The organism is Calyptranema fuscum S582 (assembly GCF_055793305.1).
In genome coordinates this window covers 15,521-41,388 of sequence record NZ_JBSLYH010000032.1, presented here as the reverse complement: position 1 = coordinate 41,388, position 25,868 = coordinate 15,521, and the positions used below count along the sequence as shown (strand labels likewise).

Annotated in this window: 16 protein-coding genes; 7 read left to right on the top strand and 9 right to left on the bottom strand. The window is 51.4% G+C overall.

Annotated elements, in window-relative coordinates; genetic code table 11:
- Positions 1–16 precede the first annotated feature (16 nt).
- Positions 17–757: a histidine phosphatase family protein gene (locus ACR6Z4_RS20350; RefSeq protein WP_479719147.1), complete on the top strand. Its 741-nt coding sequence runs from the start codon at positions 17–19 to the stop codon at positions 755–757.
- Between the two features lie 237 nt (positions 758–994).
- Here ACR6Z4_RS20350 and glmU read toward each other — a convergent pair whose 3' ends face one another.
- Positions 995–2,350: a bifunctional UDP-N-acetylglucosamine diphosphorylase/glucosamine-1-phosphate N-acetyltransferase GlmU gene (gene glmU, locus ACR6Z4_RS20345; RefSeq protein WP_479719146.1), complete on the bottom strand. Its 1,356-nt coding sequence runs from the start codon at positions 2,348–2,350 to the stop codon at positions 995–997.
- A 235-nt stretch (positions 2,351–2,585) separates the two neighbouring features.
- Here glmU and ACR6Z4_RS20340 point away from each other — a divergent pair, with 235 nt between their 5' ends.
- Positions 2,586–3,263 carry a PD-(D/E)XK nuclease family protein gene (locus ACR6Z4_RS20340; RefSeq protein ID WP_479719145.1) on the top strand — a complete coding sequence of 226 codons (678 nt, stop codon included), beginning with the start codon at positions 2,586–2,588 and terminating at the stop codon, positions 3,261–3,263.
- A gap of 5 nt (positions 3,264–3,268) precedes the next feature.
- On the opposite strand, the gene ACR6Z4_RS20335 is transcribed toward ACR6Z4_RS20340, so the two are convergent.
- Positions 3,269–4,045 (bottom strand): MlaE family lipid ABC transporter permease subunit, encoded by a 777-nt coding sequence (locus tag ACR6Z4_RS20335; protein ID WP_479719144.1) that lies wholly within the window; start codon positions 4,043–4,045, stop codon positions 3,269–3,271.
- A 76-nt stretch (positions 4,046–4,121) separates the two neighbouring features.
- Entirely contained in the window at positions 4,122–4,814 is a 693-nt protein-coding gene (gene trmD / locus ACR6Z4_RS20330; RefSeq protein ID WP_479719143.1) for a tRNA (guanosine(37)-N1)-methyltransferase TrmD, read from the bottom strand.
- A 718-nt stretch (positions 4,815–5,532) separates the two neighbouring features.
- Here trmD and ACR6Z4_RS20325 point away from each other — a divergent pair.
- From ACR6Z4_RS20325 to ACR6Z4_RS20310, 4 genes are all read left to right on the top strand, one after another.
- The gene (locus ACR6Z4_RS20325) at positions 5,533–6,387 is read left to right on the top strand and encodes a cyanophycinase (RefSeq protein ID WP_479719196.1); all 855 of its coding nucleotides are present in this window, start codon (positions 5,533–5,535) and stop codon (positions 6,385–6,387) included.
- 634 nt (positions 6,388–7,021) lie between these two features.
- Entirely contained in the window at positions 7,022–9,775 is a 2,754-nt protein-coding gene (gene cphA / locus ACR6Z4_RS20320; protein WP_479719142.1) for a cyanophycin synthetase, read from the top strand.
- 676 nt (positions 9,776–10,451) lie between these two features.
- Complete coding sequence (locus ACR6Z4_RS20315; RefSeq protein WP_479719141.1) at positions 10,452–12,788, top strand: PAS domain S-box protein; 2,337 nt, start codon at positions 10,452–10,454, stop codon at positions 12,786–12,788.
- Positions 12,779–14,377 carry a hybrid sensor histidine kinase/response regulator gene (locus tag ACR6Z4_RS20310; RefSeq protein WP_479719140.1) on the top strand — a complete coding sequence of 533 codons (1,599 nt, stop codon included), beginning with the start codon at positions 12,779–12,781 and terminating at the stop codon, positions 14,375–14,377. Before ACR6Z4_RS20315 ends, ACR6Z4_RS20310 begins: the two co-directional genes overlap by 10 nt.
- 85 nt (positions 14,378–14,462) lie before the next feature.
- Here the strand turns inward: ACR6Z4_RS20310 and ACR6Z4_RS20305 are convergent, their stop codons facing one another.
- From ACR6Z4_RS20305 to ACR6Z4_RS20295, 3 genes are read right to left on the bottom strand one after another with little or no spacing between them, the layout of a single operon-like run.
- Entirely contained in the window at positions 14,463–14,939 is a 477-nt protein-coding gene (locus ACR6Z4_RS20305) for a hypothetical protein (RefSeq protein ID WP_479719139.1), read from the bottom strand.
- Positions 14,905–15,297, bottom strand: coding sequence for a hypothetical protein (locus ACR6Z4_RS20300; RefSeq protein WP_479719138.1), 393 nt, complete (start codon positions 15,295–15,297; stop codon positions 14,905–14,907). The genes ACR6Z4_RS20305 and ACR6Z4_RS20300 overlap by 35 nt, the downstream gene beginning before the upstream one ends.
- 3 nt (positions 15,298–15,300) lie before the next feature.
- A complete protein-coding gene (locus tag ACR6Z4_RS20295) occupies positions 15,301–16,527 on the bottom strand; it encodes a hypothetical protein (RefSeq protein WP_479719137.1) in 1,227 nt (408 codons plus the stop codon).
- 271 nt (positions 16,528–16,798) lie between these two features.
- Here ACR6Z4_RS20295 and ACR6Z4_RS20290 point away from each other — a divergent pair, with 271 nt between their 5' ends.
- A complete protein-coding gene (locus ACR6Z4_RS20290; RefSeq protein ID WP_479719136.1) occupies positions 16,799–17,122 on the top strand; it encodes a DUF1825 family protein in 324 nt (107 codons plus the stop codon).
- 84 nt (positions 17,123–17,206) lie between these two features.
- Here ACR6Z4_RS20290 and ACR6Z4_RS20285 read toward each other — a convergent pair whose 3' ends face one another.
- From ACR6Z4_RS20285 to ACR6Z4_RS20275, 3 genes are all read right to left on the bottom strand, one after another.
- On the bottom strand, positions 17,207–19,510 hold the full coding sequence (locus ACR6Z4_RS20285) for a CHASE2 domain-containing protein (protein ID WP_479719195.1): 2,304 nt from the start codon (positions 19,508–19,510) through the stop codon (positions 17,207–17,209).
- Between the two features lie 164 nt (positions 19,511–19,674).
- On the bottom strand, positions 19,675–20,514 hold the full coding sequence (locus ACR6Z4_RS20280; RefSeq protein ID WP_479719135.1) for a DUF928 domain-containing protein: 840 nt from the start codon (positions 20,512–20,514) through the stop codon (positions 19,675–19,677).
- 183 nt (positions 20,515–20,697) lie between these two features.
- The gene (locus ACR6Z4_RS20275) at positions 20,698–25,743 is read right to left on the bottom strand and encodes a CHAT domain-containing protein (RefSeq protein ID WP_479719134.1); all 5,046 of its coding nucleotides are present in this window, start codon (positions 25,741–25,743) and stop codon (positions 20,698–20,700) included.
- Between the last annotated feature and the right edge of the window lie 125 nt (positions 25,744–25,868).

Genomic DNA, 25,868 nt, shown 5'->3' with positions numbered 1-25,868 from the left:
GCCCTCAAAACGCGCTATGAAGCTGTTGAAACTGCTGTTTGTTCGTCATGCTCAATCTGTCGGCAACCAACAAAAACGGATGCAAGGATTGGGAGAATTTGAACTCACAGAAGATGGCAAATTGCAAGCCGAAAAGTTAGCCCAGCGATTGCTAGCCGAGTCATGGCATCCCTCCCATGTCTACAGCAGCCCCTTAAAACGGGCAGTGCAAACCACAGAAATTTTGCTATCCCCATTTTTGGCAGAATCCCTGCCCTCGACCATCAGCGATCTGGTGGATGGTGAGATCGATGCGCCGCTGGACGTATTAACCCGACGGCAGGGAGCGATCGCCGTTGAGTATGCCGAAGAACTGCAAGAACATCAAAATGGCATTTTCAAAGGGCTGACCTGGGCAGAAGCGATGACCCAGTATCCCGATCTTTGTGCCCAGTTGGAATCATCCCCTGACTGGATTCAGGTACCCGGTGCAGAATCGTTGGCTGAAGCTCGCGATCGCTCTCATCAATTTATTCAACGCATCCTCGAACGGCATACCGATGGCGACCATATTTGGATTGTTACCCACAGCTGGATTTTGCAACACCTGATCGCGGAACTATTGGGATGCGATCGCTCCTGGCGGCTTCATGCTCGCAATACTGCCATCTTTGAATTTTGGCTCAACCGCGATCGCTGGCATGCCCAAGACCAGAACCGTTTTAACACCGACCTCTGGCAAATCCATCGATTTAACGACTCCCAGCATTTGAAGTAATCCCCATCGATAGCGCTTCGCACCTGGATAGATCACAGATGTTGCGTGAGAGCCGCGCTCCGCGCGGCTCTCACGCAACATCTTGTGCTTCACACCCTTGAGAATGGCTCTATAGCGCTTCGCGCTCGGCTAGAACAGATTTTTGTTTGCCAGCCATGCGGAGCATGGCTGGCAAACAAAAATCCATTGCGATAAAAGCACCAGCATCAGATCGGGTTGCCGGATGAAGCCAGGGTTCTAATGTTCTGTTTTGGGTTTCCAGCCGAGTTTCGTAACCTGACGGGCACGGGCGATCGCCAGGGCATCGTTGGGAACGTCTTCGGTAATGATGGAACCCGCCGCAATGGTGACATTTTCGCCAATGGTCACAGGTGCGACTAAGACGCTGTTAGACCCTGTTTTAGTGCGATCGCCAATGTGAGTCCGGTGTTTTTTGAAGCCATCGTAGTTCGCCGTAATCGTTCCGGCTCCCACATTCACCCGTTCGCCCAGGCTGGCATCGCCAATGTAAGAGAGATGGGCAACATTGGTGCGATCGCCCAGGGTTGAGTTTTTTAGCTCAACAAAATTGCCAATGCGGCAGTGTTCACCAACTTCAACATGCCCCCGCAAATGGGCATAAGGACCGACCCGTGCATTTGCCTGCACCCGACTATCAGTGACCACGGAATACATCACGGTTGCGTTTGCCCCAATCTGGCTATTTTCGATCAAGCTACCGGGTCCAATTCGGCTACCCGCCTGAACCGACGTTGTGCCACGCAAATGGGTTTGCGGCTCAATTACCACATCTGGCTCTAGCTGCACCGTATCATCAATCGTGATGCTACTGGGATCGACCAGCGTCACGCCCGCTTTCATCCAATCATCTTTAATTCGGGTTTGCAAAATGTCGTAAGCCGTTGCCAACTGTTTGCGATCGTTGATGCCGAGGATTTCTTGATAATCGTCCAGATCCACTGCCATCACAGGTTGCAAAAAGTTGACGACATCGGTGAGGTAATACTCTTTCTGGTCATTGTTGGGCTGAAGTTGGGGCAATACCTCTGCCAGAGCAGACCAGCGAAAGCAATAGATGCCTGCATTGATCCGACGATTTTGTTTCTGTGCAGCATTGCAATCGCGATCTTCGACAATCTGTTTGACCACATTATTGCCATCACAAAACACTCGCCCATAGCCTTTGGGGTCAGGCAGTTGAGCGGTGAGAATAGTCGCCGCATTTTGTGCCTGTCTGTGGGTTTGCAGCATCAATTGCAGGGTTTTGGGACGCAGCAGCGGCACATCTCCGTTTAAAACCAATAAATCTCCATCAAACCCATCCAGGTGCGGAATCACTTGCTGCACGGCATGACCTGTGCCCAGTTGCTCCGTTTGTTCAACAAATTCTAAGTCGGGATACTGGCTCAGCGCCGCTCTCACGCTATCCGCCTGATACCCGACGATGATCAACCGACGCGTCGGTTGAATCTCCGATAAACTTTCTAACACTCGCTCAACTAGCGATCGCCCCCCTAAGGGATGCAGGACTTTAGGCAGATCAGATTTCATTCGGGTGCCTCGCCCCGCTGCCAGAATTGCTACCGCTACCATGTTTCTTTCAGCCAGTTGATTAACATCTCAGGTCGTGTTGTCAGTCTGTTGTGAATGGTTCGGAAAGACACGTGGCGCGTGCTTTTCCGAACCATTCACGACAATCTAGAACATTACCATCTGTCCATTATTAAAGCTTAGGATAGTCCTAAAGTGGTCATGATGTTGAGGTATAGGGTTCCTCTGTCCCTATTCTTCAGAATTAGAAATTATTGTCCGCATACCCCTGAACCCTATGTCGAACCTGGAATTGTTGCCGACCTATCAAGCAAAATCGGTGCGGCAAAATGGACAAAAGTATTTCTTAGATAGTCGGGGGATGCGGTTGCCCAGTGTGACTACGATTCTCAATGCCACCAAACCCCAGGCTGATCGAGATGCCTTAAGGCAATGGCGCGATCGCGTGGGGGTTGCCGAAGCCAATCGCATTGCCGGAACGGCTAGCCGCCGGGGCACCCTCACCCATAAACACCTGAAACACCACTTGCTGGGAGAAGAGATCTTGTGTCCGCCCACGGTACAACCCTATTGGGAGAGCCTCAAACCCGTTTTAGAAAATATCCAAACCGTTCGTCTGGTGGAAGGATTTGTGTTTCATGACGACCTGGGGTATGCCGGAAAAGTAGACTGCATTGCCAACTATGGCGAGATCCCTTGCGTATTTGACTGGAAAACGGCTGACCAACCCAAGGGGTCGATTGAACGGCTCTACGACGGTCCCTTACAGCTTGCCGCGTATTGCGGTGCTATCAACCATACCTATGCAGAGCACGGGCTAAAGCTCAACCATGCTGTTTTGATTGTGGCAATTCCCGATCGCCCTGCCGAGGTGTTTTGGTTTGAACCTGAGCTGATGGTGCAGTATTGGCAGCAATGGCAGGCACGGGTCAACCAGTTTTATCGACGGTACTGAGGCGGTTAGCGAATCCCCAGTTCCTGAAACATCACCAGGGATAGAAAGAAATTAACCACAAAAATAGAAACCCAGGCTGTTACCACAGCCGCCGTTGCCGATCGCCCAACTCCCTTAACCCCACCCGTTGTGGTTAGCCCCCAGTTGCACGCGATAATTGCCACCAACGCGCCAAAGATCAGGCTTTTAATCACTACATTCATTAAATCCACCAGCGTCAAAATCGCTTGTACAGAATGTAGAAATTCTGCCGATGAGACGCCATAAAAATAATTGGCAACAAAAATGCCACCGACAATCCCTGTCACCAGCCCTAAAACCGTCATCACGGGCAGCATCAAACAACAGGCAACCACTCGCGGGATCACCAAAAAATCGATCGGATCGGTTCGCAGCATTTGTAGGGCGTCAATTTGCTCGGTGACGCGCATACTCCCCAGTTCGGCAGCAAAGGCAGACCCCACCTGCCCGGTAATCACGCAAGCGGTGAGAATGGGGGCTAATTCACGACAAAAGGCAATGCCAAAGGCTCCTCCTACCGCACTCACGGCACCATAATCGACCAGCGATCGCGCCGTTTGGATGGTAAAAATCATGCCCGCAAAAAAATTCGTCAGCAGTACCGCATTGAGCGATGCGGGTCCAACCGTTACCATATGTTCCAGAACACTGCGGCTATAAAACCTGCCGCGAAACAGGCGAACCAGCACCTGCCCTCCTAGAAAAATTGCGATCGCAAATCTCTGGAACCATCGATCGTCGGTATAGTCGGACGGTGTCATAACCAATTTTTTGGGGTGTACGATTTGAGGCACTTCGCGCCCCAAATCATACACCGCGAATTTAGATACGGCGGATTCAGAGATGTTTTTGCATCCACTGGGCGTATAGGTCAGGTCGGCGATCGCGAGTACGTAACACCTGTTGTTCTTGACGCCATTGCGCGATCGCCTGATGATTTCCTGACAACAATACTGGCGGCACCTGCAACCCACGAAACTCTGCCGGACGGGTATATTGCGGATAGTCCAACAACCCGGCTTCAAAGCTTTCTAACTTAAGCGACTCTTCTTTCCCTACCGTCCCCGGTAACAGCCGAATCACGCCATTCAGCAACGCCAACGCCGGAATCTCGCCACAGGTCAGCACAAAATCTCCCAGAGACACCTCTCGATCAACCAGATGCAACACCCGTTCATCGACCCCTTCATAATGACCACAGATCACAACCAGTTGCTCAACCTCTGCGGCTAATTCCTGGAACATCGGCTGATTCATCGGTTGTCCCTGGGGCGTCATCAACACCACCTGACGCCGTGGCAACTGGGGCAATGACTCCACTGCCGCAAAAATCGGTTCCGGCTTCATCAACATGCCCACCCCGCCACCGTAGGGTTCATCGTCTACCCGACGGTGCTTATCGAGGGTGAAATCTCGGGGATTGGTAAGGTAAACACTGGCGATCGCCTTTGCCAACGCTTTGCCCAGCAAGCCCGATGCCAGCGGCGACGCAAAAAAATCAGGGAATAGAGTAATAATGTCAAAACGCACAATTGGATATTTCTTAATAAAAATTTTCGAATCAGTTAAATTCCGTTGAAAAATCTGAGATGATTCCTATATTGAAAACCCTCAAGTCCACTCATCCGTTCCTTGTTTAGGATCACAAATCAATTAAAACCTGGAAGTTTATTTTTGGAAGCGCGGCGGAGCCGCGCTTCCAAAAATAAATCTTCGGTTTTATTAAATCCACGATCCTTAATTTACACTGCATCCGTTTACAGCACGCTCTGATGTTGCTGAGTTTGGGGAAGGATTTGGACGTGAACCCGTCGGGTTCACGTCCAAATCCTTCCCAACATTAAGCAATGCCCGCTTTCTAGGGTGGGGGATGTTCTAGATCTGTTGTTCATGTTTGGGAAAGGTGCGCTCCGCGCACCTTTCCCAAACATGAACAACAGATATGAAACACCGCCCGACGGGTTTAAGACGAACACTCCTGTTGAATAAACAGACGTAGTATGGTTAAGGGGAATTTTTTTACCCCAGCGAGCGTTCAGTTTCGTCTTGGCAGACAATCGCCCTATGATAAATGGGAGCAGATATTGTCAATGCTACCCGGTCAACTCTCCCCAGCGGAGATTACTAGGATTACCTAAGTGTGAGTAAGGGTGTTGCAGAGATTAAGCAGGTGCATAATTCAAGAGTGGCATCCATATTCGGTAGCGGACTGGAGCGGTTATTCAACTTCATGTCCAGGAGAGATATGGTGCTGCAATTAGAAACTCAATCCCTTCAGCAAAGGATGTCAGAGATTACACAAAAAAACGCTGTCATGGTGATTGGTGGTGCGGAAGATAAAGTACACGGTCGCCAAATTCTTCAGACATTTTTCAATCGCTCTGGGGCAGTCGATGCTCGCATTGCTATCATTCCGTGCGCCTCTAGAGAGCCATCGATTATTGGCGATCGCTATCGCACCATTTTTTCGGAGATGGGTGCCAAAGAAATCGAAATTTTGGATGTCCGCGAACGAGAACAGGGCGACAGCCCCGATTGGTATGCCTACGCCGAAACCTGTAGTGGTGTGTTTATGACGGGGGGCGATCAACTGCGGCTCTGCGGTCTGATGGCAGACACACCAATTATGGAAACCATTCGCAAGCGTGCCCAGATCGGCGAGATTACCCTGGCAGGAACCAGTGCCGGGGCAGCCGTCATGGGCGAACATATGATTGCGGGTGGCGGCAGTGGCGAGTCTCCCAACCGCTCCTTAGTCGATCTGACGGGGGGCCTGGGGATTATTCCCGAAGTGATCGTCGATCAACATTTTCACAATCGCAACCGCATGGCACGGCTGATGAGTGCGATCGCCAGTTATCCCGATCGCCTGGGCATTGGCATTGATGAAGACACCTGCGCCATGTTTGAAGCCGATGGTTCGTTTCAGGTGATTGGCAAAGGCACGGTTACCATCATCGATCCGGGCAAATTGATTTACACCAACCAACCCGAGATCGGCACCACCGATCCCCTCAGCATTCATAACCTGCGGGTGCATGTGCTCAGCCATGGCGATCGCTACCATGTCTATAAGCGCGCCATCATTCCTCAACCGCATTAGCATTCATCGGTCTTATCCACCATAAGGCTTAACCCCTATGTCAAAACCAGGTTGGCAATGGGTCAGATCCTGCTCAGACCACTCTCTCACCCTTGTTATGGCACCCCCTCTATTGACAAAAAAAGTTCTTCATGTTGATTTAGCTCCCCCGATATATGTTGACGATCGGGTTAGTTTGATAAGGTGAAGTCCACCCGTAGATAACTACCTAAAATTAAGAAGACAAATCTTCAAGAGCTAAAACGTTGCCCAGAATCAAAAACGTGAAAACGCCTGACTATCTATAGGGCAATCATCAAATCGGGTTTTATGACCATTCCACCGAGAGACTAGAGAAGAATCAACGGGAAACGAGGTTTCCCAGGCAACTCTCTAACGGCGACAACGCTGGGGTGCGAACGTAAAACCAACTTAAAATAATCCAGAAAATAACGCACCCTCAGCATTCATATCTTGCTTCAGCACACACATCTTGCTAAAGCCTCATCCAAATTAACCTCGAAGCCACAAAACCTTAGAAAAATTGTTCAGCATGAACGGTTTGTTATTTTCCAAACGTCCGAGACTAGAGCAATAGCGTGCTGTTCCCCCCTCCTTGCCCAAAATCACTGACATAGCTTGACCCCATATTCTTATGAAAATCCTCAAGACCCAGACATTACGAGGTCCCAACTACTGGAGTATCAGACATCAAAAACTGATTATTTTGCGCCTAGATCTGGAGGATCTTTCCGAGAGACCTTCCAATGAAATCTCAGGGTTTTATCAGGGGTTAACTGAAGCTCTACCCAGTCTGGTCGAACACTTTTGTTCGCCGGGATGTCGGGGAGGGTTTCTCAGTCGGGTGCAAGAAGGCACAATGATGGGGCACATTGTCGAACATGTTGCGCTGGAACTCCAGACTCTTGCCGGGATGCCCGTAGGGTTTGGTCGCACCCGTGAAACGACAACCCCTGGAACCTACCAGGTGGTGATTGAATATATGGACGAACAAGCCGGACGCTATGCTGCCAGAGCAGCCGTTCGTCTCTGCCAAAGTATTGTTGATAATGGTCATTACCCTGCCGAAGAACTGGAACAAGATTTGGCAGATCTGCGCACTTTTTGGGCAGATGCCTCGTTGGGGCCCAGCACCGAATGTCTGGTCAACGAAGCCGAAGCCAGAGGGATTCCCTGGACACAACTGGGCGCAAGGGCAATGATCCAGCTCGGTCAAGGGGTTCATCAAAAACGCTTGCAAGCCACGCTCAGCAGTCAGACAGGCATTTTAGGTGTCGAATTAGCCAGCGATAAAGAAGGCACCAAGCGGATTTTAAGAGATGCCGGGATTCCTGTGCCACGCGGTACAGTGATCTATTATTTAGACGAATTAGAAGAAGCGATCGCCGATGTCGGTGGCTTCCCCATTGTAGTCAAACCCCTGGATGGCAATCACGGGCGCGGCATTACGATTGACATCGACAATTGGAAACTGGCAGAAGAAGCCTACGATGTTGCCAAAGCCGTCTCCAAAGGGGTGATTGTCGAGCGCTACTATCGCGGACGCGACCACCGAGTTCTCGTGGTCAACGGCAAAGTGGTCGCTGTTGCCGAACGGGTTCCTGCCCATGTGGTCGGAGATGGCAAACTAACCATTGCTGAACTGGTCGAAGAAACCAATCGCGATCCCCGGCGCGGCGAAGGGCATGATAATGTTCTGACGCAGATCGAAGTCGATCGCAATAGCTATCAACTGCTAGAGCGTCAAGGTTACACCCTGGAAACCGTATTACCCGAGGGAACGATCTGTTACCTCAGAGCGACGGCTAACCTGAGTACCGGGGGCATTGCCATCGATCGCACTGATGAAATCCATCCAGAAAATATCTGGATCGCCCAGCGGGTTGCCAAAACCATTGGTTTAGATATCGCCGGGATCGATATTGTGACTCCAGATATCTCTCGTCCTTTGCGTGAAGTCGATGGCGTGATTGTGGAAGTCAACGCTGCCCCTGGCTTTCGTATGCACTTCTGCCCCAGTGTGGGGATTCCCCGCAACGTGGCAGAACCCGTGATTGACATGCTGTTCCCTGCCGGGACACCGACCCGCATCCCCATTCTGTCGGTCACAGGGACAAACGGTAAAACTACCACCACCCGTTTGCTCGCCCATATTTTCAGGCAGACAGGGCAGGTCGTAGGGTATACCACCACCGATGGCATCTACATCGGCAACTACATGGCAGAGCAGGGCGACACCACAGGACCCCAAAGCGCCCAGGTGATTTTGCAAGATCCCACCGTAGAAGTAGCTGTGCTGGAAACCGCACGGGGCGGCATGCTGCGCTCAGGTCTGGGCTTTACCCAATGTGATGTAGGTGTGGTTCTCAATGTGGCTGCCGACCACTTAGGCATTGGCGATATTGAAACGGTTGAAGATCTGGCTCATCTCAAGAGCATCGTGGTCGAATCGGCTCGACCCAACGGCTATGCTGTTCTGAATGCAGACGATCCCCTGGTCGCAGCAATGGCAAAACGGGTGAAAGCTCAGGTTGCTTATTTTTCGATGAACCCTGATAACGAGTTGGTGACCAGCCATACGCAACAGGGAGGGTTAGCCGCTGTCTATGAGAATGGCTATCTCTCTGTTCTTAAGGGCGATTGGACGCTGCGCATCGAAAAAGCAGAAAATGTGCCGTTGACCATGGGGGGACGTGCACCGTTCATGATCGCCAACGCTCTGGCAGCTTGCTTAGCGGCATTTGCGCAGGGTGTGCAAATAGAACATATTCGCAAAGCCTTATCGTCGTTCCGGGCGTCGGTTGGGCAAACACCCGGTCGGATGAATTTATTCGATTTGGGCGACTACCATGCCCTGATTGACTATGCCCACAATCCCCACAGCTACGAAGCCTTGGGCGGATTTGTACGCAATTGGCAAGGCGATCGCATTGGTGTGATTGGGGGTCCGGGCGATCGCCGAGATGAGGACTTCATTACGCTGGGTCGGTTGTCAGCAGCAATTTTCGATCGCATTATTGTCAAAGAAGATAATGACAATCGCGGACGACCCAGAGGCGACGCTGCTAAGTTTATCGTCGAAGGGATTCAGCAGATCCAGCCCAACATGCGCTATGAAGTGATTTTGGACGAAACAGAAGCGGTTAACACGGCTCTCGATCAGGCTCCTAAAAATGCGCTCGTGGTCATCTTGCCCGAATCTGTCCCGCGTGCCTTGAAGCTGATCGAAGGACGCCGCCCGGTCACAGAGGGAGATTCAGACGAAACTCAAGCACCACCATCGACAAATGGCAATGGCTATCATTCTGCCGGAGCGGTAACGGTTGAGGTGACGGGAGACGCGACGGGAACCAATTTACAAACCGCTGGTTTAGAATCCCACGGGTAAACAGTGAAAGAGAGAGCCGCGCAACGCGCGGCTCTCTCTTTCATAGCCGTCTATGCCATCGATAGCGGTGTGCAAGTTCGTTATACCGATTTAATGTGAAGCTGCGCCTTATTCAACCCCCGGCTGTCGCCGTCCCCTTGGTAAGGGGGACTACAGGGGGTTCTAGTTTGACACAACCTCATAAAAGATTAGGTATAACCACTGCTACACCTCGCCATAGCTGTTAAACCCCCTGCTCCGGGTCGGCTAATCGCTTGGCAACAGCTGCTTCAGCCCAGGTAGAAATCTTGCGGGTGTCCAGGTCTAAAATTAACTTATAGTGCGGCAAACGTGCATTATGGAATAATCTTAGACCCTATTTAAGAATCTCGACATGGTTAAAAACTATAACGTTTAGGGAGAGTATGGCAGAGCCGTACTCCTTATAAAAAAGGCGTTCAAGTGATTTTTATCGGGGTTCTAAGGTGTATGACAAACAACAAAAATTAACGCGATTAGGACAAAAAACTGACATTTTAAAAATAGGAAATGGGAATAGTTTTTTACATCTATAGCAATCTCAAAAGCAATCCCAAATGGATTGTGAGAGGTGCATCCTGAAAGGATCGCCTCTCATAACACCCGTAATCTATTCAGGTGCGAAGCGCTATAACCTAAATCAAAGTCGAATTTGCCCATGAACATGCAAACTCTAGAGGGTGCGATCGCCCAGATTGGAGACGTGGGGTTCCGACTGGATGGGGTGTTTAGTCATGCAGCCATGACCTCGATCGTCATGGTTCTCCTATTCAGCCAGATCGGTTGGATAGTTGTTTTGTTTTATCGTCAACGCCAGCCCTGTCAGACTCATACCCAACGGGCTTTTCACACCGATAGCCGCATTGCTTTACAACAATACGAACGGATTATTTCTGCCACCACTGACGCCATTTCGTTACTCGATCGCAATTACGTCTACCAATTTGTTAACGACGTTTATCTGCACTACAACAACAAACAGTACAACGACATTGTCGGACATTCGGTTAGCGATCTGTTGGGGCAAACCGTATTTACAACACTGGTTCGCCCTAAATTAGACGAATGCCTGGCAGGGCAAACCATTCAATATGAAGCCTGGTTTGACTACCCGACACTGGGACGGCAGTTTATGAGAATTACCTACTCGCCCTGTCGTGAAAATGATGGCACAATTACATCTGTTTTGGTTAGCGCTCACAATCTGACCCAACTCAAGCAAGCCGACGAAGCCCTGCAACGTTACAAACATATTATTTCGGATATATCGGATGGCGTTGCTCTGGTCGATCGCAACTACGTCTATCAAGTCGTCAATCCTGCCTATTTGAGTTGGCATCAGAAAACAGAAGACGAGGTTGTGGGGGTTTCCGTAAGTGAAATCCTGGGTCAGCCTGTCTTTGAAAGTGTGGTCAAACCTTACTTTGATCAATGTCTTAAGGGACAGACCTTACAATATCAGGCGTGGTTTACCTATCCCGGTAAAGGGAACCAATTCATCGATGTTACCTATGCTCCCTACATGGATGTAGATCAAACGATCTCGGGTGTCGTCGTCAGTTTGCGCAACCTGACCGAGTTAGAACAAACAGAAGAAGTCCTGCGCCAACGGGAAGAGCAACTAATTACCGCTCAGCAAATTGCCCATGTCGGCAGTTGGCAATTTAATTTAGTAACACAGCAGCGACATTGGTCAGACGAAACATTTCATATATTTGGACGCGACCCCAATCTGGGCGAACCCACTCCAGAAGAGTTTTTTGAGCTGGTGCATCCCGATGATCGGGCTAATTTTCAGACGGCACTGCAACGGGCGATCGCCCATAGAGAACAACTTAAGGTGGAATATCGGGTCGTCAAACCTGATGGCTCGGTGCGATATCTGGAAACCAGAGCCGACCCTATCGAAGACAGCGACGGGCAGATTGTGCAGTTAGTTGGGGCAGTTTTAGATATTACCGATCGCAAACAAGCGCAAAAAGAACTGGAACTGCAAGCGATTATCACCCGGAATATGGCTGAAGGCATCTGTCTGGTGCGGGCAGCCGATGGCATTTTTGTGTATGCCAATCCGAAGTTTGAAAAAATGTTTGGCTATGAACCGGGCGAACTCAACGGCCAGCACGTCTCCATCGTCAACTATGAAGATGAAACGACAGATGCCAGAGAAATTAACCGGCAGATTACCGCAGCAGTGACTCGCTATGGAGAAGCCAGCTATGAAGTGCGCAATATCAAAAAAGACGGAACGCTGATTTGGTGTCAAGCTACGACATCGGCACTCACTCACCCAGACTATGGTGATGTTATGGTGGCAGTGCAGCAAGATATTACAGACAAAAAGCAGGCTGAAGCGGAACTCAAAGCATCGCTGCGAGAAAAAGAAGTGTTGCTGCAAGAAGTGCATCATCGGGTCAAAAATAACTTACAAATTGTTGATGGCTTGTTGCAACTCCAAATCCGCAGAGCCAAAGACCCGCAGGCGATCGCCGCCTTACAAGATAGCCAAAGCCGGATCTCGTCCATCGCTCTGGTTCATAAAAAGCTATACGGTTCAGATAACCTTGCCAAAATCAATTTCGCCCACTACATTCAAGATTTGGCAACTTACTTACTGGAATCCTACAACGTTGAGCCTAGCCGGGTTGCTCTCACTACCCATGTAGATGACATTGCCCTCAACATCGACATTGCGATTCCCTGCGGCTTAATCATTAATGAACTAATCTCCAATGCATTAAAATATGCCTTTCCCCCCGATCGAACAGGTGAACTGCGGATTGAGTTTTGTCAAAGTGATGCCAAAACCTTAACCCTGGTCATTCAAGATGATGGCATTGGTTTGCCCCCGGCTTTTGATTTAGGCGACATTCGATCGCTAGGCATGACGCTGGTTCAAGGTTTAGTTGAGCAGATCAACGGAACGCTCAGCTTTAGTAGCCAAGCCGGAACACAGTTTAAAATCGAATTCCCCCAAGAGAACTCATGCTTGTGATGCAATTTCCCCCCTCTTCATCTACGCCTTCTGAGGCAATCCGTATCCTGGTTGTCGAAGACGAACGGATTATTGCGATCAACCTGCAAGAATATTTAGAATCATTGGGTTACATCGTATCGGCGATCGCATCCTCCGGCGAACAAGCCATTGCCAAAGCCACAGAACATCGCCCCAATCTGGTTTTGATGGATATCCGCATCCAGGGCGATATGGACGGAATTCAAACCGCCGAGCAGATTTGGAATACCCTCCTGATTCCCGTCATTTACATCACAGGGCATTCCGATCAAAAAACGTTAGATCGGGCTAAAATTACGGCTCCCTTCGGCTATTTACTCAAACCCATTAAAGAAAAAGAACTTTATATTGCGATCGAAACGGCTCTGCAACGCTACGAACGAGAGCAATTACTTTTAACCGTATTCAAAAGTATGGGAGATGGGGTCATTGTTGCAGATGCCCAAAATCGGGTTCAGTTTCTCAATCGGGTTGCCGAACAGTTAACCGGATGGAAGCAAGAAGAAGCCAAAGACCAAACGATTGCCCAGGTGTTTAATTTAGTCGATAGCCAAACACAAGAGTCTGTCAGCGAACAGCTTGTGGCTACGGCTTTGCAACAAGACATGCCCATCTATCTCGATAAACCCTTTCTGCTCACGTCTAAACAGGGAACCACGATTCCCATTGCCGATAGCATTACTTCACTCAAAAATAATCGGGGCGAACTCAATGGCGTGATTGCAGTTTTTCGAGATGTGACGCAACGCCTGTTAGCCGAAGAGCGGAATTTGGCGATCGAACGGGCGCGCCAACTGGAATTGCAAATGGCAGAACAGCAACGATTGATCGAGTTGAAAGAAGAATTTTTGGCAACCGTTTCCCACGACTTACGAACGCCCCTGGCAAATATCAAAACAACCATTCGACTGTTAGAACTGGTATTTTCTCAACCCAATTTTGTTGCATCTGGTTTGGTGTCTAACGATTCAAGCGTCAATCGATATCTCACAATTCTCAACGAGCAATGCGAACAGCAAATCACGATGGTGAATGAGTTGCTGGAAATGCGGGAAGTCGATGCCAACCTGGTGCCACCAGAACGCTGTCAAGCCCAGATCCAAAACTGGATTCCCCACATCCTTGAAGGGTTTCAACAACGTGCCCAGCTTCAGCAGCAAACCTTTCAAATCAATGTGTCTCCAGATTTACCGTTATTGACGACCGATCTCTCCAGCCTTGCCCGCATTCTTTCAGAATTGGTTCATAATGCCTGCAAATACACACCCGTCGGGGAACACATTCTAGTCTCCGCACAAGCAATTCCGGGTCAAACCTCAGATCAAACACTCTTGCAAATCCAGGTCAGCAACTCTGGTGTTGAAATTTCTGAAGCAGACCAGACCCGCATTTTTGAACCCTTCTACCGCATCACGAGTTGTGATGTCCGCAATCAGGGTGGCACAGGTCTGGGCTTATCGCTGGTGCAAAAATTGATGACTCGGTTGCAAGGCTCGGTTGCCGTTACCAGTGAGGCGGGCTGGACTACCTTTACAGTGCTGATTCCCTGGGATTCAGAAAATGAATGATCTATTGTGGGCGCGGGCGTCGCCCGCGCCCACAATAGATCATTCCATGATTAAGTGCAGGGGGGCAGGTATCGTTAACCGGGGTCTACGGCTTTTTCAAGGCGCGTTCTAATATGTCACTTGCAGGTTCAACGATCGCCCAGGTGCCTTCTGGCTGGCGTCTGAGGGCAGCAAATTGCAAATAGTTGCCGTTGCCGATCGCATCTCCTTGCTTGACATCTCCTAATTTGGGCGATCGCAAGCCACACAGGCGAAATAGATAGGCAGGAACTTCAGGACTGGAGTAAATCAAACATCCCTGAATATCATTGGGTTGCACTTTGCCATCAAACGGCGCATAAACAGTTCCTCCGTTTAACTCCACCGAAACATCTCCCAGGCTGCCAGCAATGCGATAGCCAGCGACCGTATCACCCGGTTGCAATTCCCAATTTTGTTGCACTTGTAGCGATCGCACTGGCTCACTGACACCAAAGCGACTGCAACTGGTGGCTAATACTACTACTAGCCACCCGATTCTGATTAATTTATTGGAAACTGAACCGATACCCGGCATATTCATTGCCCTCATAAAGAATGACCAGCCGCGTTTGCGGGTCAAAGGCTAGAGGGTAGACGTCTCGTTCGGCAACGATGCCAGCCCGCACTTCTAAACCAGGTAACTGGCAATAAGGTGTGTCAAGAATGTCTCGAACTCTGGTCTTCGTGTCTCGTTCCGGCACAGTCAAGAGTTGAGCTAATTGCTCTTTTGATATGACAACGTGTGTATTCACTGTACCCTGACAGACGTCATGCGGATCGGGCGTTGAAGGCGAAACTGACGCACCTCGCATATCCATCAGCAAACTCACAAACGCAAACATAATTCCCCCGGCAAGCAAGGGGCTTAACCCGGAGTGGGATGAACTGGCTTGACGCATAATTCACATCAACCTCCCACCGATCAATAACCCTATCATCATCAGCAATAAACGGCATCCCCAGATAAACCCCGACTGGGGAGAGGTAGTGGCTTTGTAAACAGCGATCGCCGCTGGAATGGTAATCAACCCAATCACCGGAAACCATAGCCAGGGAAATGCATGGAGAACTATGTTAATGCCTATGCGAGCGGCGATCGCCCCAATCAGCCAAACCAGTGCTTCTGGCACCGTCAAACTTAGAGGAACAGGCGATTCTGCGGGAGCAGGACCCAACCGGGATGCTTTCGCCGGAGCTGATTTTAAGGAAGGGGCAGGCGGATTGAGCAACCGTACCCACGCTTGCACCTGTTTGCGCAACCAACGCAGCCATGCCTGCGGATCGTCGTAAGAGCTTGGGTGCCGGGGTCGTCGTCGGGGTGAGGGTTGCAACGGGGTGCGATAGTCAGCCGATTGTGAGCGATTGCGCAATAACTCAGCCATCAGAACAGCATCATGTTCGGCTTGCAACAGGTTCACCGATCGAGCGGTGACAATAAATTTGCCCCCCTGCCCTTTTTGCACATGGGGAACAGTTGCTGTTTCTAGCTCCAGGCTGGGTATGGGGAGTTGCATCGAAGGCGGCAATTCGCCATCTAACACCAATGCTTTTAGATCGTGTTCGGCGCGGTCGGCAATTGCCTTTAAATCGTGTAGCGCCGTTTCCTGTGCCGTTGAAAGCTGATGGATGTGGTTGACTTGGGCATCCAATCGTTGCAAAATTTCTGTTCTACGCTGCTCCAGGTGTTGCTGGGCTTGCTGCCACTGGTAGGACGACGCTGGGGCAACGGATGAGGACTGAAACTGAGTTGGTTGGGGTAACGGATGCTGAAACCTGGGTTGTTGCCGTTGCTGCACATAGGCATTTGCCCGTTGACTCAGAGTTTCCACCTGAGCTGTTAATCCAGAGTTGGGGTAAGCCGTTTCAGACGGGTCTCTCGGCGGGGGTTCCATTAAAGAGGTCAGTCGAGGAGAGTCAGACTGAGGCGATCGCGATTCCCAGTCATCGACGTCATTGACCAGGGGCGACGATGCCAGAGGGGTCGAATTCGTAGGGCGACTATGAGGCGTGAGTTCGACCATGGGTGAGGACTGAGGGGATGACATTGTCTGTTGCCCTGCACCCTGACCTGCATGAATTGCCTGTAACCGCTCCTGGATCGCCTGGATTCTGGCTTGCGAATCTTTCATATCAACTCCTGAGGAACTCTGGAACCGGCTCAAACCGCTGCTGCGAGATCTGCCTATCGATAGTTTAGTACATTTGTACCAAATTGCCAGCCCCCATGGCAAGCTCTTATTACAGAATTACGAATCAGAACCAATCGTCGGGAAGAATCAATTCGCAATTCCCGCACCTCAAGGTGATAGCAAGCTGCACTAGAATTAGGATTAAGTTCAGCAGCCGCTGTCAACTGCTAAACATTCACCAATAGAGGGTTCAAATAAGAACGGGGTAACGATGGGATTCTTCGATTCTGAAATTGTTCAGCAAGAAGCCAAGCAACTGTTTGAAGACTATCAGTCGCTGATGCAGTTGGGAAACGGCTATGGCAAGTTTGACCGTGAAGGTAAAAAACTCTTTATCGCGCAAATGGAAGAGATGATGGCGCGGTATCGCATCTTCATGAAGCGGTTTGAGTTATCAGAAGATTTCATGGCGCAAATGACAATGGAACAGTTGAAAACCCAACTCGGTCAGTTTGGCGTTACCCCACAGCAAATGTTTGACCAGATGCATACTACGCTGGAACGGATGAAATCTGAAGTCGAGAAGACGCTTTGAAATTTATCTATCCGATTTAAAACCCAGATAAAAACAGTTGCGAAATGCAGCAACGCTGCATTTCGCAACTGTTTTTGCATCAGCCTAATCATCGGGCAAGATGGGAAGGGTTGGGGGTGGAGAATTGGCAGGGGGTAAACCCTTAGACGGCTGATTGATCAGGCTGAGCAAGTAGGTTGCCATTTTGGGTGAAATATTGGTAAATCGAACACGAAACCCTTCAACTGTACCGATTTTGGTGTTGACCACCTTGGCATAGATATCCTCTTGGATGGCATCGGAACCAAGGGAGGGCATCAAGTTGATTTTCAGGTTGGTGAGCGGGGCGATCGCCTGATGAGAAACGACTTCAGCCCCTTTGAGCGAGAGTTTGACAAAACTGGCTTGAATAGGCGGCCCCACGATCTGCTTGCCCTCTACCAACTTGTACCAGATCGGAATTTCGTGAGGTAGGGGAAATAGTTCGGACTGGGGATCGGGCAGGGATAGATTGTATTTGCCGCCGATGCTACCGACTTCGTAGAGGGTGATGGGCTGTTGCATCCCCTTCATTCGAGCCTGGGTTTTTTGGTGAATCTGGAGGTTAGCAACTTCATCTAACGTGGATTGGGAAATCAACACCTGTCCGCCCACGCTTACCGATTCAATCCGTGCTGCCAGATTGACGTGACTGCCAATGGCAGTAAATTGAGAATGCCGCAGAGAGCCAATATTGCCGACAATCACTTCTCCGGTGTTGATGCCGATGCCAACTTCTAGCAGCGGCAACCCGATCGCTTTATTTTGCTGATTGACCGCGTCCATGGCGAGTTGCATAGCGATTGCACAGGCAACGGCTCGTTCGGCATCATCGGGCTTTTGCGTCAGCGCCCCAAAGAAAATCACCATGCCATCGCCAATCACCTGGTTAATCAGCCCCCCGTAGTGACGGATAACCTCGGTCATCGTTTCTAAATAGTGATTGAGCAGCCGCACCACCTGTTCCGGGGGCAATTTTTCTGAAAGGGCTGAGAACCCTCTCAAATCACTCATTAGGATGGTAATTTTGCGTTTTTCACCACCCAATTGCAGCCCGGTTGGGGTTTCTAGCAAACTCGTAACGACTTCATCGGTGAGATAGCGCCCGAAGGTTTTACGGATTTCTGCTGCCATCTGGGCAATGTAGCCCGTGATCACGACAGTTGAGCCGAGCAACGCCAGCAAAGGGGGAATGATCGGAATCCACCAGTTTCTTAAAAAGGCGATATAGCTAATGCCCGTTAAGATCGCCCCTGCCAGCAAAATTTTGAAACTGGTCGTGCCCCAGCGGGTTTTGAGCGAGGCACTGGCAGATTGTTTTTGCCATGCAGCCGTTGAGCCAATGATTGCCCAGGTCAAAATCCACACCCATTCCATCGGTTCCGACCAGCTATGGATGGCAGATTGCCCATCTAAGGCGGCATTGAGAATTTGACTGGTGAGATTGGCGTTAATCTCAACTCCTGGCATCAGTTGGGGCAAGCCCCGCTCTTTGCGAGAACTGAACGGGGTGGGGTAATAGTCGCTCGTACTTTCGGCAACCGCGCCAATCAACACAATGCGATCGCGCACAATTGCCAGGCGACTGGGGTGATCCAACACATCACTGACCGAAAGGGTCTGAAAAAAGCCTTTCGGACCCCGATAGTTCAATAACACCTGAAATCCGGTATCGTCTGCCTGAATATACGCTCCATCATTTCCAGAAAATGGCTCAAAGGTGGCTTTGCCCAGGACAACGTTGCCGTCTGGTGTTTGTTGGGGATAAATCTGTTCGGCTTCCAGATACAAAAATGCAAGACGCTGCGCCAAACCAAAAATCACGTTTGAGTCAGGGGGAGGCGTATGGAGATACAAAAACCCTCGTCTGACCCTGCCATCGGCATCAACAATGGCATCACTGGCAGCGACTTGATCCAGCTCATACAGCACTGGAGCGCCTGGAATCGTCGTTCCGGCGGAATTGGCAATCACTTTTTCGATGCCAATTAAATTGGGAGTTGACTGAAAGACACGCTTGAGGGCAGCTTCTCCTGGCTCAATTGGGAAATCGCGGTACAAATCTAACCCAATCGCACGGGGTTGCTGTTCTCTGATTTTGGTCAAAAGTTCTGCCACAATCTCATCGGATAACGGAACTCGATAGCGTTGTAAATCTGCTTCGGTTACGCCAATGATGATAATGCGATGGTCTGCGGGGGCTGGCGATCGCCAGCCAAAATATTGATCATAGGCTGCCCATTCCAGCGGTTGCAGCACCCCAGTCAAACGGATCAAAATAATCAACCCGGTGATCATGGGGGCAGCCAACAATACGCCGCGCCATTGCCAGAGTATCTGCCAGATTGAGTGTTTGAGCTTGGTTCGCATCACCACAATGTGCCCCATTTAGGGGTGGGCTAAAACAGGAATGATGGGCAGCAAATGCTGTCCATCATTTGGTGTAAAACACGATGTTTGATGTAATTCTGCTTGAGAGCGACGGCAAAGCCGTCGCTCTCCAACAGAAGTGGGTTTTATGAAATCTACGAGCCTTAGTCCTGGGGTTGACAACAGTTTAGCAAGGGGGCGTCGGCGATCGCATCTAATCCTACGGAGGTCAATAAATCGTGCCAGGTTGCTTGCAACTCAGAGTCCTGGGGCTGGGATCGACGCAACTCCGCCAGTGTGAACACCGTATCTTGCCAAATACCGGCTGCTCCATACAGGGCTGCCCGATTGAACGGATCTGCTTGTGCCAGTTGACTGGCTAAGGTTGAGTCAGGTTCGATCCGCTCAATCAACCCTTCGGCGATCGCATTCCCGGATTGATCAACCGAGCCACACACCAGAGACGCGTACCAATGATAGCGTTGCCCTATTTGTAGCGCCGGTAAGCCAGCATCCGCCGTGCTGAGGCTAACAATTCCAGGAGTTGTTGGCAGGGTAAATGATTGGCTATAGCGTTCTGCTTCCTGTCCATCCGGCATCATCTGCATTAATCGCAACGACAATACCTGAGCGGTAGAACTGTAGGCAGGTACATAGACCAAAAACGTAGGATGGTCGGTGGTTGTATATTCCAACGAAATCGATTCAACCGCTGCCGAACTGCCCAAACTTAAGGGCACGACCGCACTCAAGGGTGGCTCACTCGCCGCCACACAACTACCGTTTCGACTCCCCAACCCCACCGTTGCCGGGGGTGCGCCGCGATTGGGTGGGTTAAAGTTGACCCGACGCACCCGGCGTCTGGGAACACTGCGAGTATTGGCTTGAGCGGGACTGGTTGGGGTGGCGATCGCCTCTCCTGACCCCAGGGAGAATACAACCAATTCCGATGTCAAACCCATTATCACCGTCATTAACGGAACGAAAACGATTTTCCAATTCATGGCTCAAAACCTCTTTTTAAGAATGTCAGGCATCTGGTAGAGGCGCAGGTAGGGGTTTTCGTGTGGTGATTTCTTTATTGCGTGGATGTCGCCCGCGCAATAAAGAAATTACTTTTTTGAACTCCTGAGACGCGGGATAGTGCGTTTCTACGTGCGTTGCTATCAGACGGGTTCCTGTCCTACTCACCACGGACTACCCACCAGCGTGAAGGCTGACCAGTAATAGGGATGGGATAGGTTAGTGTTTTGTAAAGACGCCAATCCTGGCGCAAGAGGTAGAGCACCGCTAGATATGTGAATCTGCCCATTGGCAATGCGCACGTCGCCATGCAGCATGGCAAGTTGGGCTTGTCGCAGGGCTTCTGCCTTGATCGGGGCAGCATGTAATTGTTGGTAGAACTCTGCCATCAACCCCAATGTGCCGTCGTCACTGACTGCCCAGAGGCTAGCCAAAACGGTTTTGACTCCGGCTTGCAAAGCAAATCCGGCAAAGCCGAGTTCGGCTTCATCGTCACCCAGAGCCGTGCGACAGGCACTTAAAACCAGCAATTCTACAGGTGGCTGGTTCAGACCCAACTGCCGAATTTGATCTAAGGTCAGCCGTTGATCCCAAAACTGAAGGTAGGAGTTTTGTTTGCCGTTAAATTGGCCGTGGGTCGCCAGATGGACGATGCTAAATGGGGTCTGTTGCTGTTGCGATCGTAAATTCGCCACGGTAAAGGATGGGTTCAAAAATTCTTCGCCACCCCTGAGCGTTTGGGTAATGATGTTCAGTTCGGTAGGAACGGCTGGCAGGTCAGGCAACTGGTCAAATTCTGATGCACCCATCGCTAAAACCTGGCGATCGCGGATGTCTGCATAGCGCGTATCCGTGAGGCTGAGGCTGGGCATTAAACCGACGCTGTACTGTTCGACTAAAAACTGGTGTCCATCATGAAGAGCAGCAACGGGTAGGGCACGTAACCCATTATCCATAACAAACGCAATATTTTGTACCTGACGTTCTTGTAAATCTGCGGCAACGGGCGCGACGATCCATTGGTAAAGCTGTTGGGCTGGAGCCAGGTAACTTGTTGTCCGCAGTTGAGTGCGATCGGTGATCTCGCTCAACAATTGCCGCACGACAGGTAAGACGGTGGATCGGGTGACCCCAGGTAGGCGATAGCGCACAGGTGTTCCGTGGGGGGTGACCAAGAGCAATTCCAACGAATCACTGGCTTGCGGCTCAAACTTTAAGGTTAAATTCCCCGGACTGATGGGGTGTTCTAAATAGTCATAGACCTGCTGCAACGAGTTCGCCTCTCGCTGTTGAAAATCCTGGTCTATGGGCAATTCCGTCGGCATGAAATTGACATAGAGAATCGCCGGAGTAATACCCGTCTGTTCTTGAATTCGGCGCAAGATTTGCTGCGCCTGATCCAGCGTCAACACATCAGAGGTTAACGGTTGCTCCAGAGGTAGTTCTGCCGGACAGTCGGTCGGGCAGAGAAGGGGTGGGGTGAAGCTGATCGGGGGTGGCGGTGACGGGGTCGGCGTCGGGATCGGCGTCGGCGTCGGGGTGGGAGTTGGGGTGGGAATCGGGGTCGGCGTCGGCGTGGGTGTGGGCGTCGGGGTCGGCGTTGCCGTGGTGATAATGCGAATGTTACCCAGGGTGAAACTTCTCAAAAACGAGCGGTCGGGGATGATACTGAAGTCACCGCTACTGATGGCAGCCGTTGTCCCATTGCTAACAGCACTGCCCACGACAAAGGGGGTGATGCCGTTGCCGCCATGGCGAATGGTGATCGCACCGCCACCCAGTCCACCGGCAGTGGAGATGCTCGTTAGAAGACCGTTGCGATCGCTAAAGCTGTCTGTTGCCCGGAAAAAGCGAGCCGTCGTAATATCAACGTTGCCGCCGGTGCCACTATCGCCACCCTGCGCATTGATCGAGCTGACCTGGATATCGCCACTGGGGTCGAGGGAAACTGCCCCGCCATCGCCAACACTGCCACTGGAGTCGATCGCCCCTGTTGTAATGGTTGTGACGGCAGTCAGAGAAATTGCACTGCCTGTGGCTCCACTGCTGGTCAGATCACCCGTTTGAATGGCAGATTGAGTTGCTGTCAGGTTAATCCCGCCGCCGATTCCCAAAGGACTGCCAGCATCGAGGTTGTTGGTGGTAATGCGAGTGCCCTGAATGTCAATCGTGCCGCCGTTCGTAGCCACCTGATCTGAAATCGTTACCGCTCCAGCACTCGCCAGCAAAAAATTGCCGCCCGCTGTACTGACTGCACCATCAAACGACAGGTTACCGCTGGTGGTCGTCATCCTAAAATTGCCGCCCCCGGTGTTGACCGAGCCGCTGAGGCTGAGGCTGCCATTGCGCACCAGGGTAAAACTGCCGCCATTCAACCGCAAGGTATTGACCGGCAAAACGATGTTGCTGATGGGGGTGAGGTTGCCAATATTGACCCTGGCTCCGTTGTCACTCAGCGTGGCGAGAGAAAGATCGAGGGTTGCGGGTGTGTTGAAGCTGAGTGCGCCGCTGGTCAGTCCCGCGGCTGAACCCAAGCGCAGATCATCGGTGGCGATCGCACCCAGTGCCGTGAATGCGATCGCTCCCCCTATGCCATTCACTGACGATGCATCCAATATGCCGGTACGAATGGTGCCATTAGCAGATTGTAAGGTAATCGCCCCGGCATCGGTGGCAGAGGTCGTCTGCAAGGTTCCGGCAGAGGTATCGATATTGCCAGTGGCACTCGTCAGGGTGATAGCTTGACCGTTGGTGGTGATGTTGCCCGTGGTAATACTCTGGTTTGCCAGCAGCGTCAAGGCAGCATTCCCCGTTCCCGTCAAACTGCCGCCTGTGGTATCAATGGAGCCATTGGGCGATCGCAACGTCAACGAATCATTCACCGTCAGATCGCCACCCAGGGTAATATCGCCTGTACCATCCGCCCGCCCGATGGTAATTGCCCCAAAGCCATTTTGCAAACGGTTCAGTTCTGCGGTGGATAGATCCAACCCGCCGCTGGCACCTGTTCCGCCCAGACGAATATCCAGACCAGCCGTAGCCGGTTGAATCAGGAAAGAGCCCGTGCCCTGGAGAGTGCCGACATTGGTCAAGTCCAATTCGTCAGTGGTGAGGGTGACCTGACTCGCGCCAAAGTCCACAAACCCATTATTCACCTGGATGCCACTGGCACCCCCGGTTCCGGTCAAATTGACAACGCCATCGCCAGTCAGACTCAGGGTTCCACCCGATACAACAATGCCCTGGGTTGCCCCCGTTCCGGTCAGTGTCACATTGGTGGCATCCGATTGGATATCGCCCGTGATCTGAATTCCGGCAAATCCCTGGCTGATGCCCACCCCGGTGATATCGCCGCCGCCTGTATTTAACCGACTCGCCCCCAGTGGATTGTTGTCAGTAATATTCAGCTGTCCTTCGCCACTGCTATCGCTGTCGGCAAGCAAAAACAGATTGAGCGAGTCGGCACCAGGGGCAGAGTCAAATACTTCATTGTTGAGGTTGATGTCGTTGGCAGCTTCCAGTCGCAGCGTTCCGGCTCCAATGCCGTCGAAATCTAAAGGATCAGTCAGGGTGATATCGCCCAGTTGCGTTCCGGTCGTTCCCGTCGAGACAATCACCGTGGCTCCACCGCTTAATGCCGCCCGGAGTGTCGCAATCGGTAAGAAAGAATCATCAGCGATCGCGGTAAAGGGAGGACCCGGTACCACAGGCGCACCTGCCCCAATGGTGATGTTGTGCGGATCGATCAACCAGATGCCAGCAGTCCCCGCTGGAGCCGAAACATCAGCCGCCGTTGTCACCGCCAACCCCTGACGACTACTGGTTTCTACTAATCCACCATCACCCGATGCTGCCCCCCCTCTGGCGCTAAGAGTGCCGTGAACGTAAGACGATACATCTGACCAGACAATAATTCGTCCTCCATCTCCGTGTTCTAAGGCATCGGCATTCAGGGTTGAGGTTGGGCTGACATAGGTGTGAGTGGCTGTGGGTGTTGTTCCCTCACCCCGATAATCACCCCCTACCAAAATCGTGCCGCCGCCACGGGTGCCTGTGGCATTAATATTGGCTTCCATCAAGGCAATGCGATCGCCCAAGATCTGCGCAGTGCCGCCGGTCTGGGTAGTAGAAGATAACGCAGCTTGGCTAGAACTCGTCTGTGACGTATCAACGGTACCAGACGCGATCGTGGTACCGGGATCAGCGGCGATCGCCGTTCCATCACCTGCCAGATGAATCGAGCCATCCGGATTCACCAGAACCCGCGTTGCCCGCTCTAATCCGCCCCCCGTCAATAGCTCCGGCAATGACATCGGCGTAAACGGTATAGCCCTACTGCCGCTAACGCTCCGCCCCCCATCCTCTCTTCCCGGCTCCCTGACCTCCGTCCCCCGCTCCAGTTCCAATCCCAGGATCATCCCCTGTTGACGAATCCGCACCCGGCTGGCTCCCGGCACGGCAGCAATAGTAACGTCTCCACCTGCCGTCGAGATCGTGCCTGTGTTCACAACCGTGCCGCCCAATAGGGTCAGATGTTCACCCGCCGGTACCGATAAGATTCCGGCATTGAGGACGGCTCCTGCTTCCGGTGTGGCAAAGCTAAAGCCGCTAGGGGTGCCGACCAGAGCCGTGTAAGCGTTACCACCTGTGGCATAAAACCAGCGATCGCCCAACCCGATGCCTGTGGCAGTTGTTGCCGTAAAAGATGCAGGCAAATCCAGACGGGCGGTGCGTCCAAAAATAATGCCTGCCGGATTCATCAGATATAAATTGCTGTCGCCGCCGCTGACCCGCAGCAAGCCATTGATAATCGAGGCATCCCCTCCCGTCACCCGCGCCAGAATGTTGTGAATCTCTGGGCTGGATTGGAAGTTGGCGATTTCGTTGCGCCGTAACCCAAACTCGTCGAAGCTATGAAACAGGTTGGCACCATTGCCCGACCGTCGCCCGCCGCTGATGTTGAAGCGATCGCCATGGCGGATGATGATCGTCTGGGTGCCATCTTGACTGGGCGTGATCGACTGACCCCAAGCTGCTTTGGGGGCGATCGCCCCTGCCAGCAGTAACGTCGTCAACATCAGCCAGGTTTGAGACGCGCTTTTAGACGGGAAAATTGCCGTCACAAAACTGGAGGTCGATGGCAGGGTTGCACACCCCTCGCCGACATCATCATCCCAAAGTCTTAGTTCGTTCTCAGAATTAGTCTGCACCGGAGGATGCGGGAAGGCAAGACCAGTCCCGCTCCTTCGTCCATCGGACGGAAGGAAAACAGAGTTAATTAAATTCATGATGAACGGGGGCTTTTAAAACAGAAGACACTACATAGTTACACCAG